Origin of the sequence: Variovorax glacialis (assembly GCF_051216375.1) — a bacterium.
In the GTDB taxonomy this organism is placed as follows: domain Bacteria; phylum Pseudomonadota; class Gammaproteobacteria; order Burkholderiales; family Burkholderiaceae_C; genus Variovorax.
This window is the reverse complement of record NZ_JBPJZT010000005.1, coordinates 80,849-98,337: the sequence shown is the minus strand read 5'-3', so window position 1 is coordinate 98,337 and position 17,489 is coordinate 80,849. Positions and strand designations below refer to the sequence as shown.

Below are 17,489 nucleotides of genomic sequence, written 5' to 3'. Positions count from 1 at the left end.
ATAGGGAAGAAAGGCCGGTAGCATCGCTACCGGCTTTTTTCATTTCCAGAACCGCTTTTCCCCCTTGATCGTCCCCGAGCTCAGCCAGGAATGGAAGACCGGCCTCTCCCTTGCGTGGAGCGGCTACATCGCGGTGCTTTCCGTCTGGATCGTGATGCAGAAGCGCGCGCCGGTGTCGACGATGAGCTGGATCCTGTCGCTGGCGCTGATTCCGTTCGCCGGGTTCGTCATCTACTACTTTCTCGGACCGCAGCGGCTGAAGAAGCAGCGGCTCAAACGTTTGCGCAGCCGGGCGCAGGCGCCGGGGGATCTCGCGCTGCTGCGCGATGCGAGGGAGCAGGCGCCGCCCGCGCTGCGGCAGATGGCCGACCTCGGTACGGCTGCCTGCGGCCTGCCGGTGTCGAGTGCGACTTCAGCGGAGTTGCTTTCCGGCGGCGCGCGCACTTTCGACGCCATCTTCGAGGCGATCCGGAACGCACGCGACCATGTGCACCTCGAGTACTACATCTTCGAGCCCGACAAGATCGGCACCGCGCTGCGTGACCTGCTGATTGAGCGTGCACGCGATGGCGTCTCGGTGCGGCTTCTGCTCGACGCGCTCGGATCGAAGCGCATCGGCCGCAAGTTCATGGCGCCGATGCACGCCGCGGGCATTCATGTCGGGCTTTTCCACGACACGCGCATCGGCCGCCGCTTGCGCCCGGTGACCAACTACCGCACCCACCGCAAGATCATCGTCTGCGACGGGCGCGTAGGCTTCACGGGCGGCGTGAACATCACCGACGAGGAAGACTCCCGCACCCGGCCCGATGCCTACCACGACGTCCACCTTCGCATCGAGGGGAGTGCGGTCCGCTGGCTGCAGACGACCTTCCTCGAGGACTGGACCTACGCAACCGGCGAGGACCCGCGTCACATCGACAGGACCCTTCTGCATCTGCTCCCCCGCCTTCCCCCGAGCGAGGGCGCCGGCAGGATTCCGGTGCAGATCGTGACCAGCGGCCCCGACAACCTGCTAGAGCCGATCCACCGCATGCACCTCGCGGCGATCCAATCGTCCGTGCATCGAGCCTGGCTCACCACGCCGTACTTCGTGCCCGGCGAGCCGGCGCTGATGGCGCTCACGAGTGCCGCATTGCGTGGCGTGGATGTGCGCCTTCTCGTGCCCCGGCGCAGCGATTCGATCGTCGTGAGCGCCGCGGCGCGCTCCTACTACGACGAACTCATCGCGGCCGGCGTCAAGGTGTGGGAGTACAAGGCGCGCATGCTTCATTCGAAGACCCTGGTGGTCGACGACAACTGCGCCATGATCGGCACCGCCAATTTCGACAACCGCAGCTTCCGCCTCAACTTCGAGGTCTGCGCCGTGATCTACGGGCCGACGCTGGCCGCGCCGCTCGTCGAGCAATTCGAAACCGACCTGACCAGCGCCTCTCCGGTGCGGGCCAGCCGACCTCAACCTTTCATTCGACGCTTCGGCGACTCGGTCGCCCGCCTGTTTTCCCCCTTGCTTTGACGATGGCCCCTCACACTTTCCTCTGGCACGACTACGAGACCTTCGGTGCCGTGCCGCGCCGCGACCGGCCTTCGCAGTTCGCCGCCATCCGCACCGATGCCGAGCTCAACGAGATCGGCGAGCCGCTGATGATCTATTGCAAGCCTGCACCCGACTACCTGCCGAGCCCGGAGGCCTGCCTCATCACCGGCATCACGCCCCAGCAATGCCTGGAACGCGGCGTTCCCGAATACGAGTTCGCGGCGCAGATCGAGCAGGCCTTCGCCCGTCCCGGCACCATCGGCGTCGGCTACAACACGATCCGCTTCGACGACGAAGTCACGCGCTTCCTGTTCTGGCGCAACCTCATCGACCCGTATGCGCGCGAATGGCAGAACGACTGCGGCCGCTGGGACCTGCTCGACGTGGTGCGCCTCACCTATGCGCTGCGTCCCGACGGCATCGAGTGGCCGAAGAAGGCCGATGGCAGCCAGAGCTTCAAGCTCGAAGATCTGGCCCGCGCCAACGGGCTGCTCCACGAGGCGGCCCACGATGCGCTGTCCGACGTGCGCGCGACCATCGCGCTGGCGCGGCTCATTCGCGAGAAGCAGCCCAAGCTCTTCGACTTCGCGTTCGGACTGCATCGCAAGGACCGCGTGGCTTCCGAACTCGGGCTGCCCGCGACGCGCGAATCGGCCCGTCCCTTCCTGCACGTCTCCGGCATGTTCCCCGCGGAGCGCGGCTGCCTGGCGGTCATGTGGCCGCTCGCGAGCCATCCGACCAACAAGAACGAACTGCTCGCCTGGGATTTGGCGCACGACCCCTCGGAACTGCGCGATCTGGACGTGGCGACGTTGCGCCTTCGCCTTTTCACCCGCACCGCCGACCTGCCCGAAGGCGTCGCACGCCTACCGGTCAAGGGCGTGCACCTGAACAAGTCGCCGATGGTGGTCGGCAACCTCAAGACCCTGTCACCCTCCATGGCCGACCGTTGGGCCATCGACATGGGAGCGGCGATGCGCAACGCCGCCATCGCTGCCGGGCTGCCCGACATGAGCGCGATCTGGCCCCAGGTCTACGAGCGGCCGAGGGAGGGCACGCCCGATGTCGATGAAGACCTCTACGGCGGATTCGTCGGCAACGGCGATCGGCGAAAGCTGACCCAGTTGCGCAGCCTGTCGCCGACCCAGCTCGCGCAGGCACGCACCGGCTTCGACGACCCGCGTCTCGAAGAGCTGCTGTTCCGCTACCGCGCGCGCAACTTCGTCGAGACGCTCAACGAGGAAGAGGCCGAACGCTGGGAGGCGCACCGCGTGGCACGGTTGCTCGAAGGCGAGGGCGGCGTCCGCAACGTCGACGAACTGTTCGCCGAGATCGACACGCTCGCGGAGACCGCGGACGCGCGCGCGGAGGAGATACTCGGCGCGTTATACGAATACGCCGAGGCCATTGCGCCCGCTCTCTGAACCCCACACGCCATGACCGTACGCCGCCTGGTTCCCACCGATGCCGCCGACTACCGCGAGCTGATGCTCGAAGGCTACGAGCGTCATCCCGATGCATTCACATCCAGCGCCGCCGAGCGTGCCGCGCTTCGACTGTCGTGGTGGGAGGCGCGCCTCGACGCTTCGCCGCGCGCCGACCAGATCGTGCTCGGCGCCTTCGATGGCGAGCGGCTCGTCGGGGCTGCCGGCCTGCAGTTCGAGCCGCGCGAAAAGGCCCGGCACAAGGCGAACCTGTTCGGCATGTATGTCCATCCCACATCGCGCCAGGGCGGATTCGGGCGTGAACTGGTGTCGGCTGCACTGGCCTTCGCCGCGGCGCGGGATGGCGTCAAGCTCGTCCAGTTGACCGTGACCGAAGGCAATGTCGCCGCGCAACGGCTCTACGAGCAATGCGGTTTCGTGTCCTTCGGTGTGGAACCCTTTGCCGTCGCGCTCGATGGCGCCTATCTCTCGAAAGTCCACATGTGGTGTCCCGTCGCCCCGCTGGGCTGACGCGCCGCGTCGACGCCGGACGCCGAAGCTGACAGGATTGTCATCTGACGGTCAGGCTGGCGTCCCCGCCCGCTCCCTACAGTGGGCGGGATGCGAATACTGTGTCTGGCACTGGCCGCGTCCCTGACCGCCTGTGCCGTCGGGCCCGACTACCAGCGGCCCTCATTGCCCGAAGGCGTCTTTGCGCCGACCTTCAAGGAAAGCGCCGGCTGGAAAGCGGCAACGCCCGGCAACGTCGATTCCGAGAACCCATGGTGGACGGCCTATGGCGATGCCCGGCTCGATGCCCTGGTGAAGGAAGCCGGTGCCGCCAACCAGGACCTCCGTGTGGCCGAGGCGCAATTCCGCGAGGCGCAGGCCCTGGTGCAGGGCGCGCAGTCCGCCTGGTACCCCACGCTCGATGCCAACGCGTCGGTGGGCCGCGCGCGCAGCCAGACCGCCCAAGGCTCGACGCTCGGCAACGCGCATGCGTGGTCGCTGCAGGCCGGCTGGGAGGCGGATCTCTGGGGCCGGGTGCGCCGAACGGTCGAAGGCGCCAGCGACAGCGCGCAGGCGAGCGAAGCGGACCTCGCCGCGGTGCGCCTCGCGATACAGGCGGAGGTGGTCAATGACTACATCCAGCTGCGCGTGGCCGACACCCAGCAGCGCCTCTACGAACGCACCGTCGAGGCCTACCGCAAGTCCCTCCAGATCACCCAGAGCCAGTACCGCGTGGGCGTCACATCCCGCGCCGACGTCGACTTGGCCAACGCGACGCTCCAGCAGACCCAGGCGCAGGCGATCGACAACGAACTGACGCGGCGCCAGCTCGAGCATGCGATCGCGGTGCTTCTGGGCAAGACCTCCTCGCAGTTCTCGCTGCCGCCCGAGGAATTCGCGCTGAACCTGCCGCGGTTCCCCTCGGTCCTGCCCTCGGAGCTGCTCGAACGCCGGCCCGACATCGCCGGCGCCGAACGGCGCGTGGCGTCCGCCAATGCAGGCATCGGCGAGGCACAGGCCGCCCGTTACCCCACGCTGTCGCTCAGCGCGGCCGGCGGCTTCGCCGGACCGGGCTTCGGCCCCTGGTTTGCCACGCCGGACCGCGTCTGGGCGCTCGGCGCTGCGCTGGCGGGCAACATCTTCGACGGCGGCTTGCGCGAGTCGCAGGTGGCGCAGGCGCGCGCGGTCTTCGATGCCTCGGCTTCCAAGTACCGGCAGACCGTCCTCGCGGGCTTCCGGGAGGTCGAGGACAACCTCGCCGCGCTCGACCTGCTCGCTCAGGAGCGCACCGTGCAGGACGGTGCGGTGCAGTCGGCGCGCAACGCCGAGCGGGTGTCGTTGAGCCAGTTCCGGGCGGGCACCACGCCGTATCTCACGGTGATCGCCTCGCAGACCCTGGCCCTCAACAACGAACGGACCGCGCTGCAACTGCAGGGCCGGCAGTTCGCCGCCAACGTGGCCCTGGTCAAGGCCGTCGGCGGCGGCTGGAACGCCAGCCAGTTGCAGCCCAGCCCGGATGCCAGCCCCACCGCGGGCGGTCCCCAGGTTTCAATGAACAAGTGAACGTCATGGATCTCTCTACAACCCATCCTCACCGGCGCAAGCGCTGGTGGCTCGTCGCCGCGCTCGTGCTGATTGCCGTGCTCGTAGCTGCCGGCGCCTGGCGCAAGTTCACGACGCATGCCGCAGCGCCGGCCGCCGGGCCTGCGGGCGTGCCGGCCACCACGGTCCGCGTGGCGAGCGAGACGGTTCCGATCGCGCGCAGCGGCGTGGGCACCGTCGTTCCCGTGGCGTCGGTCACGGTGCGTCCGCGCGTCGACGGCCAGCTCGACAGCGTCGACTTCAAGGAAGGCCAGGACGTCAAGGCGGGCCAGGTGCTGGTGCGCATCGACCCGCGCACCTTGCAGGCGCAGCTCGAACAGATCGTCGCGCAGAAGGCCAAGGACGAAGCCCAATTGGCCAACGCGCGCGCCGACCTGCAACGCTACGGCGACCTGATCAAGGAAGACGCCACCACGCAGCAGACGCTCGACACCCAGCGCGCACTGGTGAACCAGCTCCAGGCCGCGCTCAAGAGCGATGAAGCGCAGATCCACATGGCGAAGGTGCAACTCGGCTTCACCACCATCACCGCGCCGATCAGCGGGCGCATTGGAGCGCGCCTGGTCGATCCGGGCAACATCGTGCATGCCGCGGATGCGAACGGGCTGCTGGTCATCAACCAGATCGACCCGATCGCCGTCCAGTTCACGCTGCCGGAGAGCAGCTTCCAGGCCGTGAACCGTGCGCTCAACGCCAGCCACGAGCCGCTCAAGGTGGAGGCGATCGATCGCGACACGCACGAGGTGCTCGCGCCCGGCACGCTGGTGCTGCTCAACAACCAGATCGACGCAGCCACCGGCACCATCTCGCTGAAGGCGCAGTTCGCCAATCCCGAGCACAGGCTCTGGCCGGGCCAGTCGGTCGATGCCCGCGTCGTGCTCGGCGAGCGCGCCGATGCGCTCACCGTGCCCTCGGCCGTGGTGCAGCGCAACCAGGACGGCTTCTTCGCCTATGTGGTCGGGCCCGATGACAAGGTGCGTGTGCAGCCGGTCACCGTCGCAGACAGCGTCAGGGGCAAGTCCGTCATCGAGTCCGGTCTGGCGGCCGGCGACAGGGTCGTGCTCGACGGCCAGTACCGCATGACGCCCGGCGCGCGCGTCCTCGAAAAGCCCGTCAATCCTCCGGTGGCCTCCAACGCGGGGGTGAAACAGTGAACATCTCCGCGGCCTTCATCAAGCGCCCGATCGGCACCTCGCTGCTCGCCGCGGCGCTGCTGCTCATCGGCCTGGTCGCCTGGCCCCTGCTGCCGGTGGCGCCCTTGCCGCAGGTGGACTTTCCGACGATCCAGGTCACGGGGCGGTTGCCCGGCGCAAGTCCTGAAACCATGGCCGCGAACGTGGCGCAACCGCTGGAGCGCCAGTTCTCGCTGATCGCGGGCCTCGCGCAGATGACTTCCAGCAGTTCGCTCGGCCTCACGCAGATCACCCTGCAGTTCGACCTCGACCGCAACATCGACGGCGCCGCGCTCGACGTGCAGACCGCGATCAATGCCGCCGGCGGGCAACTGCCGCAGAACCTGCCGAGCCCGCCGAGCTTCCGCAAGATCAACCCGGCCGATTCGCCGGTGCTCATCCTCGGCGTGCAGTCGAAGGTGCTGCCGCTGGTGCAGGTCAATGACTATGCCGACAACGTGCTGGCGCAGCAGATCTCGCGCATCTCGGGCGTCGGGCTGGTCAACATCTTCGGCGTGCAGAAGCCGTCGGTGCGCATCCAGGTCGATCCGGCCAAGCTTCAGGCGGTGGGCATGAGCCTGGAAGACGTGCGCGGCGTGATCGCCGCCACCACCGTGAGCCAGCCGACCGGCACGATCGACGGCGAGCGCCAGGCCTTCAACGTCTACACCAACGACCAGCTGCTCAAGGCCGCGCCATGGAACGACATGGTGCTGGCCTGGCGCAACGGCGCGCCGATCCGCGTGCGCGACATCGGCGTGGCCGTGGATGGCCCGGAGAACAGCAAGGTGGCCGCCTGGGGCTTCGCGGGCAAGGCCGCGCCCGAAGGCAGCGACATCACCGACGGCCGCGCGATCATGCTGGCCATCACCAAGCAGCCCGGCGCCAACGTGATCGAGACGGTGGACCGCATCCAGGCCGCGCTGCCCAAGCTGAAGGCGGCCATTCCGCCGAGCGTCACCGTCAACACGCTGGTCGACCGCACGCAGACGATCCGCGCCTCGGTCAAGGACGTCGAGTTCACGCTGCTGCTGTCGATCGCGTTGGTGGTGGCCGTGATCTTCGTGTTCCTTCGCAACGTCACGGTGACGCTGATTCCCAGCGTGACGGTGCCGCTCGCGCTGCTCGGCACGGCCGCCGTCATGTACGTCGTCGGCTACAGCCTGGACAACCTCTCGCTGATGGCGCTGACCATCGCGGTGGGCTTCGTGGTGGACGACGCGATCGTGATGCTCGAGAACATCTACCGCCACATCGAGGACGGCATGAAGCCGATGCAGGCGGCCCTGCAGGGTGCCGGCGAGATCGGCTTCACCATCATCTCGATCTCGGTCTCTCTGGTGGCGGTGTTCATTCCCTTGCTGCTCATGGGCGGCATCGTCGGGCGGCTGTTCCGCGAATTCGCGGTCACCGTCACGCTGACCATCGCGGTGTCGGTGCTGATCTCCCTCACGCTCACGCCGATGCTCTGCGCGCGCTTCCTGAAGCCGCACGTCGCCAACGAGAAGCACGGGCGCGTCTACATGCTGCTCGAACGCGGATTCGACGCGATGCTCAACGGCTACAAGCGCGGGCTCGGTGTGGTGCTGCGGCATCCGTTCATCACGCTGATGAGCTTCATCGTCACCGTCGCGGCGACGGTGCTGCTGTTCATCACGATCCCCAAGGGCTTCTTTCCGCAGCAGGACACCGGCTTCCTCTTCGGCTCGGCCGACGCGGCGCAGGATTCGTCCTCGCAGGCGATGCGCGAACGCATGCTCAAGGTCGCGGACATCATCCGCGAGGACCCGGACGTCACGAGCTTCGGCATGCAGGCCGGTGCGAGCACCTTCAATTCCGGCAACTTCTTCATCGGCCTGCGCCCCAAGGACGAAGGCCGCACCGCCACTGCCGACGAGGTGATCGCGCGCCTGCGGCCGAAGCTCGCGCCTATCCAGGGCATCGCGCTGTTCATGCAGGCGGGACAGGACATCAACGTGGGCGGGCGGCTTTCGCGCACGCAGTACCAGTACACGCTCACCGACCCGGACCTGAACGAACTCAACACCTGGGCGCCGAAGCTGCTGGAGCGGCTGCGCCAGCTGCCCGAACTCACGGACGTGACCACCGACCAGCAGAACTCGGCGCCGACCGCCATGGTCACGATCGACCGCCAGCGTGCGTCGAGCTACGGCATCACGCCGGCCATGGTGGACGCGACGATCTACGACGCCGTCGGCCAGCGGCAGGTGGCGCAGTACTTCACCCAGCTCAACAGCTACAACGTGGTGCTGGAAGTCACGCCGGCCCTGCAGCGCGATCCCTCGCTGTTCGACCATCTCTACCTCACCTCGCCGATCAACGGCCAGCAGGTCCCGCTGTCGACCTTCGTCAAGCTCGACACAAGCAAGACCGGCTACCTCGCGATCAGCCACCAGGGGCAGTTCCCGGCGGTCACGCTGTCCTTCAACCTCAAGCCGGGCGCCTCGCTCGGCCAGGCGGTGGACGCGATCGACGCGGCGCAGGCGCAGATGGGCGTGCCCGCGACCTTGAGCGGCAACTTCCAGGGCACGGCCCAGGCCTTCGGCGATTCGCTGCGCACGCAGCCCTACCTGATCGCGGCGGCGCTGATCTCGGTGTACATCGTGCTGGGCCTGCTCTACGAGAGCTACATCCACCCGCTGACCATCCTGTCGACCCTGCCTTCGGCCGGCGTGGGCGCGTTGCTGATCTTGATGGCCGGGGGATACGATCTCAGCGTGATCGCGCTGATCGGGATCATCCTGCTGATCGGCATCGTGAAGAAGAACGGCATCATGATGGTCGACTTCGCGCTGCACGCCGAGCGGGACAGGGGCATGTCGCCGCGCGACGCGATCTTCGAGGCCTGCGTGCTGCGCTTCCGCCCGATCATGATGACCACCATGTGCGCGCTGCTGAGCGGGCTGCCGCTGATGCTGGGCCACGGCGCCGGCTCGGAGTTGCGCCGGCCGCTGGGCTATGCGATGGTCGGTGGCCTCATCCTTTCGCAGATGCTCACGCTCTTCACCACGCCGGTCATCTACCTGTACCTCGACCGCGCCCACCACTGGTACGTGCGCCGCAAGGAAGCGCGGCGGCAGCGCGAGGCGCCTGATCTGCCGGAATTGCCGGATGCACCGGCCGGAGCCATCGCCGAATGAAAGTCCTGATCGTCGAAGACGAGCGCAAGACGGCCGACTACCTCTACCAGGGCCTGACCGAGGAGGGCTGCGCCGTGGACCTCGCCTTCGACGGCATCGACGGGCAGCACATGGCCTTGCACTACGACTTCGACGTGATCGTGCTCGACGCGATGTTGCCGGGGCTCGACGGTTTCTCGGTGCTCAAGTCGCTGCGCAGCGTGAAGAACACGCCGGTCATCATGCTGACCGCGCGCGACGGCGTCGCGGACCGGGTGCGCGGCCTCCAGGCCGGTGCGGACGACTACCTGGTCAAGCCCTTTTCCTTTCTCGAACTCCTGGCCCGGCTGCAGGCGCTCACCCGGCGCGGGCGCGCGCACGAGTCCACGCTGCTGCGTGTCGGCGATCTGCGGGTCGACATGCTGGGGCGCAAGGCCATCCGGCAGGAACAGCGCATCGACCTCACGGCCAAGGAATTCGCGCTGCTCGCGGTGCTGGCACGCCGCCAGGGCGAAATCCTCTCCAAGACCGTGATCGCCGAACTGGTCTGGGACATGAATTTCGACAGCAACACCAACGTGGTCGAAGTCGCCATCAAGCGCCTGCGCGCCAAGATCGATGCACCCTTCGGTCACAACCTGCTGCACACCATCCGTGGCATGGGCTACGTGCTGGAAGACCGTGGTAGCGGGTCGCCGGAATGAAGAATTCGATTGCCATCCGACTGGCCCTCATGTTCGCCATCGCGGCCTTGGCCGGGTTCGCGCTGCTGGGCGGCGCGCTGCATCGCGTGCTGTCGAACGAACTTGCGCGTCACCAGCAGGAACAGATCGATGCGCGGCTCGAAGACATGGCCTACATGCTGCAGCACGGCCGCGCGCCCAACCTCGGCGAGCGCATCCGCGACAAGCTCGACACGCTGAACTCGGCCGATGCACGCACCCGCTCCTGGATGTGGAGCGAGGATCCCGCCTTCCGCTACGGAGAGGACCTGCCGCTGGTGGAGGCCGCGGTCGAGGCTGGGAAGGACAGCGTCGAACTGGAGGTCGGCACGCCGCCCCGGCCGATGCGCATGCACGTGCGTGGCGGCCTGCTGCCCGCCAGCGAACTGCGGCCTGCCGTGCGGTACATGGCGGGCGTGGATGCCGAGCCGTTCCGCGTCACGCTGCGCACCTTCGAGACGGCGCTGGCGCTGCTGACGCTGGCCGGTACCGCGCTGTCGGCAGGGCTCGGCTACTGGATCGCACGGATCGGGCTCGGCCCGGTCCAGCGCCTGTCGGCCGATGCGCAGCGCGTCGGGCCCGACAACCGGGCACAGCGGCTGCAGCTCCCCGCGCTGCCCAGCGAACTGGCCGACCTCGGCGCGTCGTTCAACGCCGCGCTCGACCGGCTCGATGCGGCCTACCGGCAACTCGCGACCTTCAGCGACGACGTGGCCCACGAATTGCGCACGCCGCTCGCGAACCTGATCGGCCAGACTCAGGTCGCCCTCGGGCGCGAGCGCAATGCCGCCGAACTGCGCGAAGTGCTGCAGTCCAACCTCGAAGAGCTGGAGCGACTGCGTGCCATCGTGGCCGACATGCTCTTCCTGGCGCGAGCCGAGCAAGGCGTGCGTGCGCGTGGCCTGGTGGCGTCGTCTATCGCACAGGAAGTCGGCAAGACGGTCGAATTCCTCGACCTGCTGCTCGACGAGGCCGGCATGACGGTGGAGGTGGAAGGCGATGCGGTCGCACCCATCGAGACCTCGTTGTTCCGACGTGCGCTGACCAACCTGCTGCAGAACGCGATCCAGCATTCGCGGCCCGGTGCGCGGGTGGTCGTGCAGATCGGGCAGGGCGCGCGCTCGGCGGAAGTGAGTTTCTCGAACCCGAGTGCGCCGATCGAGGCGGAGCAACTGCCGCGGCTGTTCGACCGCTTCTATCGCGTCGATACCTCGCGCCGGAACAGCGGCGAGAACCATGGGCTCGGACTGTCGATCGTCAAGGCGGTGGCGGTGATGCATAACGGGACGGTGTTCGCGCGGTCGCGGGACGGCATTACGACGGTAGGCTTCAGCGTCGCTCTTTCTCCCTCTCCCTCTGGGAGAGGGCAGGGGTGAGGGCTCCGGGCGGTTGATCAGGCGCGGCGCCCGCAACGCAGGCCCGGAGCCCTCACCCCAACCCTCTCCCAGAGGGAGAGGGAGTCATGCGCGTCCTGTCGGGCTCATCCATGCGGTTTCGGCTGCGCGGCCGGACAGGTGCAGCGCCGCCGTGGCAGCAGGCGTCTCCGCCAGCAGCTTCCCCTTGCGATACACCTTGAGCCGCGTCGCACGCAATCGGATCGCCTCGACCGGATCTCGCGCCTGCAGCAGCACGAAGCTCGCGTCGCACCCTGCTTCGAGCCCGTAGCCGTCGAGGTGAAACACTTTCGCGGCATTCGTCGTGACTGCGTCGAAGCACTGGCGGATGCCGCGCTGGCTGGTCATCTGCGCCACATGCAAGCCCATGTGCGCGACCTCCAGCATGTCGCCCGATCCCATGCCGTACCACGGGTCCATCACGCAGTCATGCCCGAAGGCGACGTTCACACCGGCGGCCATGAGTTCGGGCACGCGCGTCATGCCTCGGCGCTTGGGATAGGTGTCGTGCCGCCCTTGCAGCGTGATGTTGATCAACGGATTCGCGATCACGCTGACGCGGCTTTCGGCGATCAACGGCAGCAGCTTGCTCACGTAGTAGTTGTCCATCGAATGCATCGACGTGCAATGCGATCCCGTCACGCGGCCTTGCAGCCCGAGGCGCTGCGCCTCGAAGGCCAAGGTCTCGATGTGGCGCGAGAGCGGATCGTCCGACTCGTCGCAATGCATGTCCACCAGCTGCCCGCGCTCGGCCGCGATCTCGCACAGCAGCCTCACGCTGGCCGCGCCGTCGGCCATCGTGCGCTCGAAATGCGGAATGCCGCCGACCACGTCGACGCCCTTGTCGAGCGCGCGCTTCAGGTTCTCGACGCCACCGGGCGAGCGCAGCACGCCATCCTGCGGAAAGGCGACGAGTTGCAGGTCGAGGTAGGGCGCGACGCGGCGCTTCACTTCGAGCAGCGCATCGACCGCGAGCAGGCTCGGGTCGCTGGTGTCCACATGGGTGCGGATTGCGAGCAGTCCCTTGGCGACCGCCCAGTCGCAGTAGGCGAGCGCACGCTCGACGAGCGCATCCGCCGTCAGCAGCGGCTTGAGTTCGCCCCACAGCGCGATGCCTTCGAGCAGCGTGCCGCTTTCATTGACGCGCGGCAGGCCGTAGCTGAGCGTCGCGTCCATGTGGAAGTGCGGGTCGATGAAGTGCGGCGAGACGAGCAGGCCCTGCGCGTCGAGCTTTTGCGCGGCAGGCGCATCAAGGCCGGCCGTCACTTCCGCGATGCGACCGTCCTGCACGGCGATCGACATGTTCGCGCGGCCGTCAGGGAAGGTGGCGTTGTGGACGAGGAGGTCGAGCATCAGCGTTCTCCTTTTCTGTAGGGTTTCATCAGCGCCTGGGGGTAGCTTGCCTTGCGGGCCACCAGCACCAAGGCCAGGATCGACAGCAGGTACGGCAGCATCAGGTAGATCTGGTAGGGCAGCACCGCATCGCCCGACTGCTGCAAGCGCAACTGCAGCGCGTCGAAGAAGGCGAACAGCAGCGCCCCCAGCAGCGCCTTGCCGGGTCGCCACGATGCGAACACCACCAGCGCCACACAGATCCATCCGCGACCGTTGATCATGTTGAAGAAGAAGGCGTTGAAGGCCGACAGCGTCAGGAAGGACCCCGCCACGCCCATCAACGCCGAGCCCGCGACGATGGCGCCCGTGCGCGTCGCCGCGACAGACACGCCCTGGCCCTCGGCCGCCTGCGGGTTCTCGCCGACCATGCGCACGGCCAGCCCCGCCGGCGTGCGGTAGAGAAGGTACGCCACAACCGGCACCATCAGCAGCGCCAGCAGGGTGAGCGGCGTCTGCGCATCGAGCACCGGCACGTGCAGCCATTCCATCGGCGCGAAGGGCGTGACGGTCGGTGGCGTGTTCACCTTCGGGAAGCTGACGCGATAGCCGTAGTAGCTCAGGGCCGTCGCGAGCAGCGTGATGCCGAGTCCCGATACGTGCTGCGACAGCGCCAGCCCCACCGTCAGGAACGCGTGCAGCAGCCCGAAGACGGCCCCCGTGAGCGCCGCGACGCCGACGCCCACCCACAGCGGCGCGCCCGCATACACCGCCAGCCAGCCGGCAAAGGCGCCGGCCACCATGATTCCCTCGATGCCGAGGTTGAGCACGCCCGCGCGCTCGCACAGCAGCACGCCGAGCGTGCCGAAGATCAGCGGCGTGGCGATGCGCAGCACGGCCACCCAGAAAGAGAGGTTGGAAAGGATGTCCGCCACGTCGCTCATTTCATGCGGACCCGGTATTGCGTGAGCAAGGTTGCGACCAGCACCGCGATCAGCGACGCAGCGACGATCACGTCCGCGATGTATGTCGGCACGCCGATCGCGCGGCTCATCGTGTCCGCGCCAACCAGCACGCCCGCCACGAACACGCCGGCAGCCAGCACGCCGAGCGGATGCAGCCCGGCCAGCATCGCGATCACGATGCCGCTGTAGCCGTAGCCCGGCGACATGTCCAGCGTGACATAGCTGGTGCGGCCGGCCACCTCGATGGCGCCCGCCAAACCGGCAAGCGCGCCCGAGAGCAGGGCAACCAGCACGACGGTGCGCGTGACCGGCACGCCCGCGAACGCCGCGGCGCGCGCGTTCGCACCCACCGCGCGAATGTCGAAGCCGATCACCGTGTACTTGAACAGCGCCCACACGATGACCGACAGCGAGACGGCCCACAGCAGCCCGGTATGCACCCGCGTCTGCGCGACCAGCTTGCCGAGTTCGAGTTCGGACTGCAGCGAGACGCTCTGCGGCCAGCCCATGGCCGTCGGGTCCTTCATCGGCCCGTCGAGCATCGCCGAGACACCGAGCAGCACGATGAAGTTGATCAGCAGCGTGGTCACCACCTCGTCGACGCCGAGCTTGTTCTTCATCAGCGCGGGGCCGAGCAGCAGCAGGGCGCCCGCGGTCGCCGCGGCCAGCATCATCAGCGGATACAGCAGCCACAGCGGCCATTCGAAGCCCGTGCCGCCGTGCATGCCGCCGATGGCGACGGCGGCGAGCGCGCCGGCGTAGAGCTGGCCCTCGGCGCCGATGTTGAAGAGCCGGGCCTTGAAGGCGACCGTGGCGGACAGTCCGGTCAGGATCAGGGGAATGGCGCGGGTGAGCGTCTCGCTCCATGCGAACACCGAGCCGAAGCCGCCTTGCAGCAGGAGCGCGTAGGTACGTCCCACGGGTGCACCGGCCCAGAGGACAAGCAGCGCGCTCACCAGCAGCGTGAACGCGACCGCGCCGATGGGCGCGAGCACCAGCGCCATGCGGGATGTCTCGTGGCGGCGCTCCAGCCTCATGCCTTCGAACCCGCCATGGCCAGGCCGATGGCTTCGCGCGTCCATGCCGCTGCGGGTCGCGGCTCGCCCAGCTGGCCGCCGTGCATGACCGCGACCCGGTCGCCGAGCGTCAGCACCTCGTCGAGGTCGTCCGAGATCAGCAGCACCGCCGCGCCCGCATCGCGCGCCGCGATCAACTGTTGCTGCACGTAGGCGACCGCGCCGATGTCCAGCCCCCAGGTCGGCTGGTGCGCGACGATCAACCGGGCGATGCGATGCTTCGCCGGCGACGATGCGGGCGCGAGCAGCGCGCGCCCGAGGATCAGCTTCTGCATGTTGCCGCCGGACAGCGATCGCGCCGGCGATTCGAGGCCGGCCCCGCGCACGTCGTAGGCCTTCTCCACGCTGCGCGCATGGGCCTTTGCGACGCCGCGCCGGACCCAGAGCCAGCGCGAGAACGCCCGGCTGCGCAGCCGTTCCGACACGGCGTTCTCCCAGACCGGCAGGTCGCCCACGACGCCCACCGCATGCCGGTCCTCTGGAATGCGCGCCACGCCGCGCTGCACCAGCCGGGCCGGCGAGGCGGGCAGGTCGCGCCCCATCAGCTTGACGGTGCCAGCGGTTGCGCGCCGGGTGCCGCTCAACAGTTCGGCCAGCGCCACCTGGCCGTTGCCGGAGACGCCCGCGATCGCCATGATCTCGCCGCCCTTGAGCGTGAGCGTCACGTCCTCGAGCCGGTCATGCCCGCTGCCGGCGGTCCGTACGTGGTCGAGCACGCAGACCGCATCGCCGACGCGCTGGGCAGGCCGGCGCACCGTGCCTTCGATCGCATGCCCGACCATCCAAAGTGCGAGCTGCGCTTGCGTCGTGTCGCCGGTGCGCGCCTCGGCCACCAGCTTGCCGCCGCGCAGCACCGCGACGCGATGCGACACGCGCAGCACCTCGGCCAGCTTGTGGCTGATGAAGATGATCGACAGGCCCTGCGCCACCATCTGCCCCAGCGTGTGGAACAGCGCCTCGCTCTCCTGCGGCGTGAGCACGGCCGTGGGCTCGTCGAGGATCAGGATGCGCGCGTCGCGGTACAGCGCCTTCAGGATCTCCACCCGCTGACGCTCCCCCACGGACAGGTCGCCCACCAGCGCATCCGGCTGCACCGGCAGCCCGAAGCGCTGCGCCACTTCCAGCAGCCGGGCGCGCGCCGCGCCGCGCCGCGAGAAAGGCTGCCACAGCGATTCCGTGCCCATCAGCACGTTGTCCAGCACGCTGAGGTTGTCGGCCAGCGTGAAGTGCTGGTGCACCATGCCGATACCCGCCGCCAGCGCCGCTTTCGGATTGCCCGGCGCGAGCGGCCGCCCGAACACATCGATGCTGCCCTCATCGGCCACGTAATGCCCGAACAGGATCGACATCAGGGTCGACTTGCCCGCCCCGTTCTCACCCAGCAGCGCCAGCACCTCGCCGGCCTGCAGGTCGAGCGAGATGCCGTCATTGGCGACCAGCGCGCCGAAGCGCTTGGTGATGCCGCGCAGGAACAGGACTGTCAACGGCGGCTTTCAGTGCTCCTCACTTGGCCGTCGACTTGGGTTGGCTGTCGTCTACCTTCACGGTGAACTTGCCCGACAGGATGTCCGCCTGCTTTGCCTTCACCTTGGCGACGATATCGGCAGGCACTTTCTTCTCGAAGGTTCCGAGCGGCGCCAGTTCGGAGCCCTTGTACTTCATCATCGAGTAAGGGCCGTAGTCTTCTGCGGCGAACTTGCCTTCCTTCACCAGCTTGATCGCGCGATCCGCCGAAGGCTCGAAATTCCAGAGCGCGGAGGCGACCACCGTCTCGGGGTACTTGTCCTGCGTGTCGATGACGTTGCCGATCGCGAGCTTGCCCTTTTCCTTGGCCGCATCGCTCACGCCGAAGCGCTCGGCATACATGACGTCCGCACCCTTGTCGATCATCGCGAAGGCCGCTTCCTTGGCCTTGGGCGGATCGAACCAGCTGTTGATGAAGCTCACGCTGAACTCCACCTTCGGATTCACTTCCTTCGCACCGGCCATGAAAGCGTTCATCAGTCGGTTCACCTCCGGAATCGGGAAGCCGTCGACCATGCCGATCTTGTTCGTCTTGGTCATCCCGCCCGCGACCATGCCCGACAGGTAGGCCGGCTCCTGGATGTAGTTGTCGAACACCGAGAAGTTCGGCGCCTGCGGCTTGAGCGACGAGCCCATCAGGAAAGCCGTCTTCGGAAAGTCCTTCGCCACCTTGCGCGCCGCCGCTTCCACGCCGAACACCTCGCCCAGTATGAGCTGGTTGCCGGCCGTCGCGTACTCGCGCATCACGCGTTCGTAGTCGGCATTCGCGACGTTCTCCGTCGCCGTGTATTCGATCTCCCCACGCGCCTCCGCCGCCTTCAGCGCCTTGTGGATGCGCCCCACCCATTGCTGCTCGAATGGCACGGTGTACACCGCCGCCACCTTGAGCTTGGCCTGCGCGAGCGCAATGCCCGGCGCCCCGGCCGCAAACGCGGTGGCAATGGCGACCGAACGAATGATGATCTGACGACGTGCTGTCACGGTGCTTCTCCTCGGTTGAAAAATCCAGCTTCTTATTCGTGAAACACCGCGGAACCGGCTTAGCCGGGCGGCTGGTGTTGCCCCCGGTAGGGGGTAGGCGGCTACACAAA

General features: G+C 67.7%; 13 protein-coding genes. 8 read left to right on the top strand and 5 right to left on the bottom strand.

The genetic code is table 11. The features are described 5' to 3' along the window. Window positions 1-64 precede the first annotated feature (64 nt). From cls to ACSFBL_RS15045, 8 genes are all read left to right on the top strand, one after another. Entirely contained in the window at window positions 65-1,516 is a 1,452-nt protein-coding gene (cls, locus tag ACSFBL_RS15080) for a cardiolipin synthase (RefSeq protein ID WP_435516601.1), read from the top strand. A 2-nt stretch (window positions 1,517-1,518) separates the two neighbouring features. Beyond that, complete coding sequence (gene sbcB, locus ACSFBL_RS15075) at window positions 1,519-2,961, top strand: exodeoxyribonuclease I (protein ID WP_435516600.1); 1,443 nt, start codon at window positions 1,519-1,521, stop codon at window positions 2,959-2,961. Window positions 2,962-2,973: 12 nt separating this feature from the next. Continuing rightward, window positions 2,974-3,492, top strand: coding sequence for a GNAT family N-acetyltransferase (locus ACSFBL_RS15070; protein WP_435516599.1), 519 nt, complete (start codon window positions 2,974-2,976; stop codon window positions 3,490-3,492). A gap of 90 nt (window positions 3,493-3,582) precedes the next feature. Next, window positions 3,583-5,034, top strand: coding sequence for an efflux transporter outer membrane subunit (locus tag ACSFBL_RS15065; protein ID WP_435516598.1), 1,452 nt, complete (start codon window positions 3,583-3,585; stop codon window positions 5,032-5,034). A 5-nt stretch (window positions 5,035-5,039) separates the two neighbouring features. Next, the gene (locus ACSFBL_RS15060) at window positions 5,040-6,227 is read left to right on the top strand and encodes an efflux RND transporter periplasmic adaptor subunit (RefSeq protein ID WP_435516597.1); all 1,188 of its coding nucleotides are present in this window, start codon (window positions 5,040-5,042) and stop codon (window positions 6,225-6,227) included. Further along, entirely contained in the window at window positions 6,224-9,406 is a 3,183-nt protein-coding gene (locus ACSFBL_RS15055) for an efflux RND transporter permease subunit (RefSeq protein ID WP_435516596.1), read from the top strand. Before ACSFBL_RS15060 ends, ACSFBL_RS15055 begins: the two co-directional genes overlap by 4 nt. Continuing rightward, window positions 9,403-10,089, top strand: a complete 687-nt coding sequence (locus ACSFBL_RS15050) for a heavy metal response regulator transcription factor (protein WP_435516595.1) — start codon at window positions 9,403-9,405, stop codon at window positions 10,087-10,089. Before ACSFBL_RS15055 ends, ACSFBL_RS15050 begins: the two co-directional genes overlap by 4 nt. Beyond that, a complete protein-coding gene (locus ACSFBL_RS15045; protein WP_435516594.1) occupies window positions 10,086-11,483 on the top strand; it encodes a heavy metal sensor histidine kinase in 1,398 nt (465 codons plus the stop codon). Before ACSFBL_RS15050 ends, ACSFBL_RS15045 begins: the two co-directional genes overlap by 4 nt. Before the next feature lie 84 nt (window positions 11,484-11,567). On the opposite strand, the gene ACSFBL_RS15040 is transcribed toward ACSFBL_RS15045, so the two are convergent. Genes ACSFBL_RS15040 through ACSFBL_RS15020 form a run of 5 tightly spaced genes read right to left on the bottom strand, consistent with a single transcriptional unit; the run spans window position 11,568 to window position 17,379 of the window. After that, window positions 11,568-12,854, bottom strand: a complete 1,287-nt coding sequence (locus ACSFBL_RS15040; protein WP_435516593.1) for an amidohydrolase family protein — start codon at window positions 12,852-12,854, stop codon at window positions 11,568-11,570. Further along, window positions 12,854-13,777 (bottom strand): ABC transporter permease, encoded by a 924-nt coding sequence (locus ACSFBL_RS15035; RefSeq protein WP_435516592.1) that lies wholly within the window; start codon window positions 13,775-13,777, stop codon window positions 12,854-12,856. Before ACSFBL_RS15035 ends, ACSFBL_RS15040 begins: the two co-directional genes overlap by 1 nt. Further along, window positions 13,774-14,835 carry an ABC transporter permease gene (locus ACSFBL_RS15030; RefSeq protein ID WP_435516591.1) on the bottom strand — a complete coding sequence of 354 codons (1,062 nt, stop codon included), beginning with the start codon at window positions 14,833-14,835 and terminating at the stop codon, window positions 13,774-13,776. Before ACSFBL_RS15030 ends, ACSFBL_RS15035 begins: the two co-directional genes overlap by 4 nt. After that, window positions 14,832-16,358 (bottom strand): ABC transporter ATP-binding protein, encoded by a 1,527-nt coding sequence (locus ACSFBL_RS15025; RefSeq protein WP_435516590.1) that lies wholly within the window; start codon window positions 16,356-16,358, stop codon window positions 14,832-14,834. The genes ACSFBL_RS15030 and ACSFBL_RS15025 overlap by 4 nt, the downstream gene beginning before the upstream one ends. A gap of 19 nt (window positions 16,359-16,377) precedes the next feature. Then, window positions 16,378-17,379: a BMP family protein gene (locus ACSFBL_RS15020; RefSeq protein WP_435516589.1), complete on the bottom strand. Its 1,002-nt coding sequence runs from the start codon at window positions 17,377-17,379 to the stop codon at window positions 16,378-16,380. Window positions 17,380-17,489 lie beyond the last annotated feature (110 nt).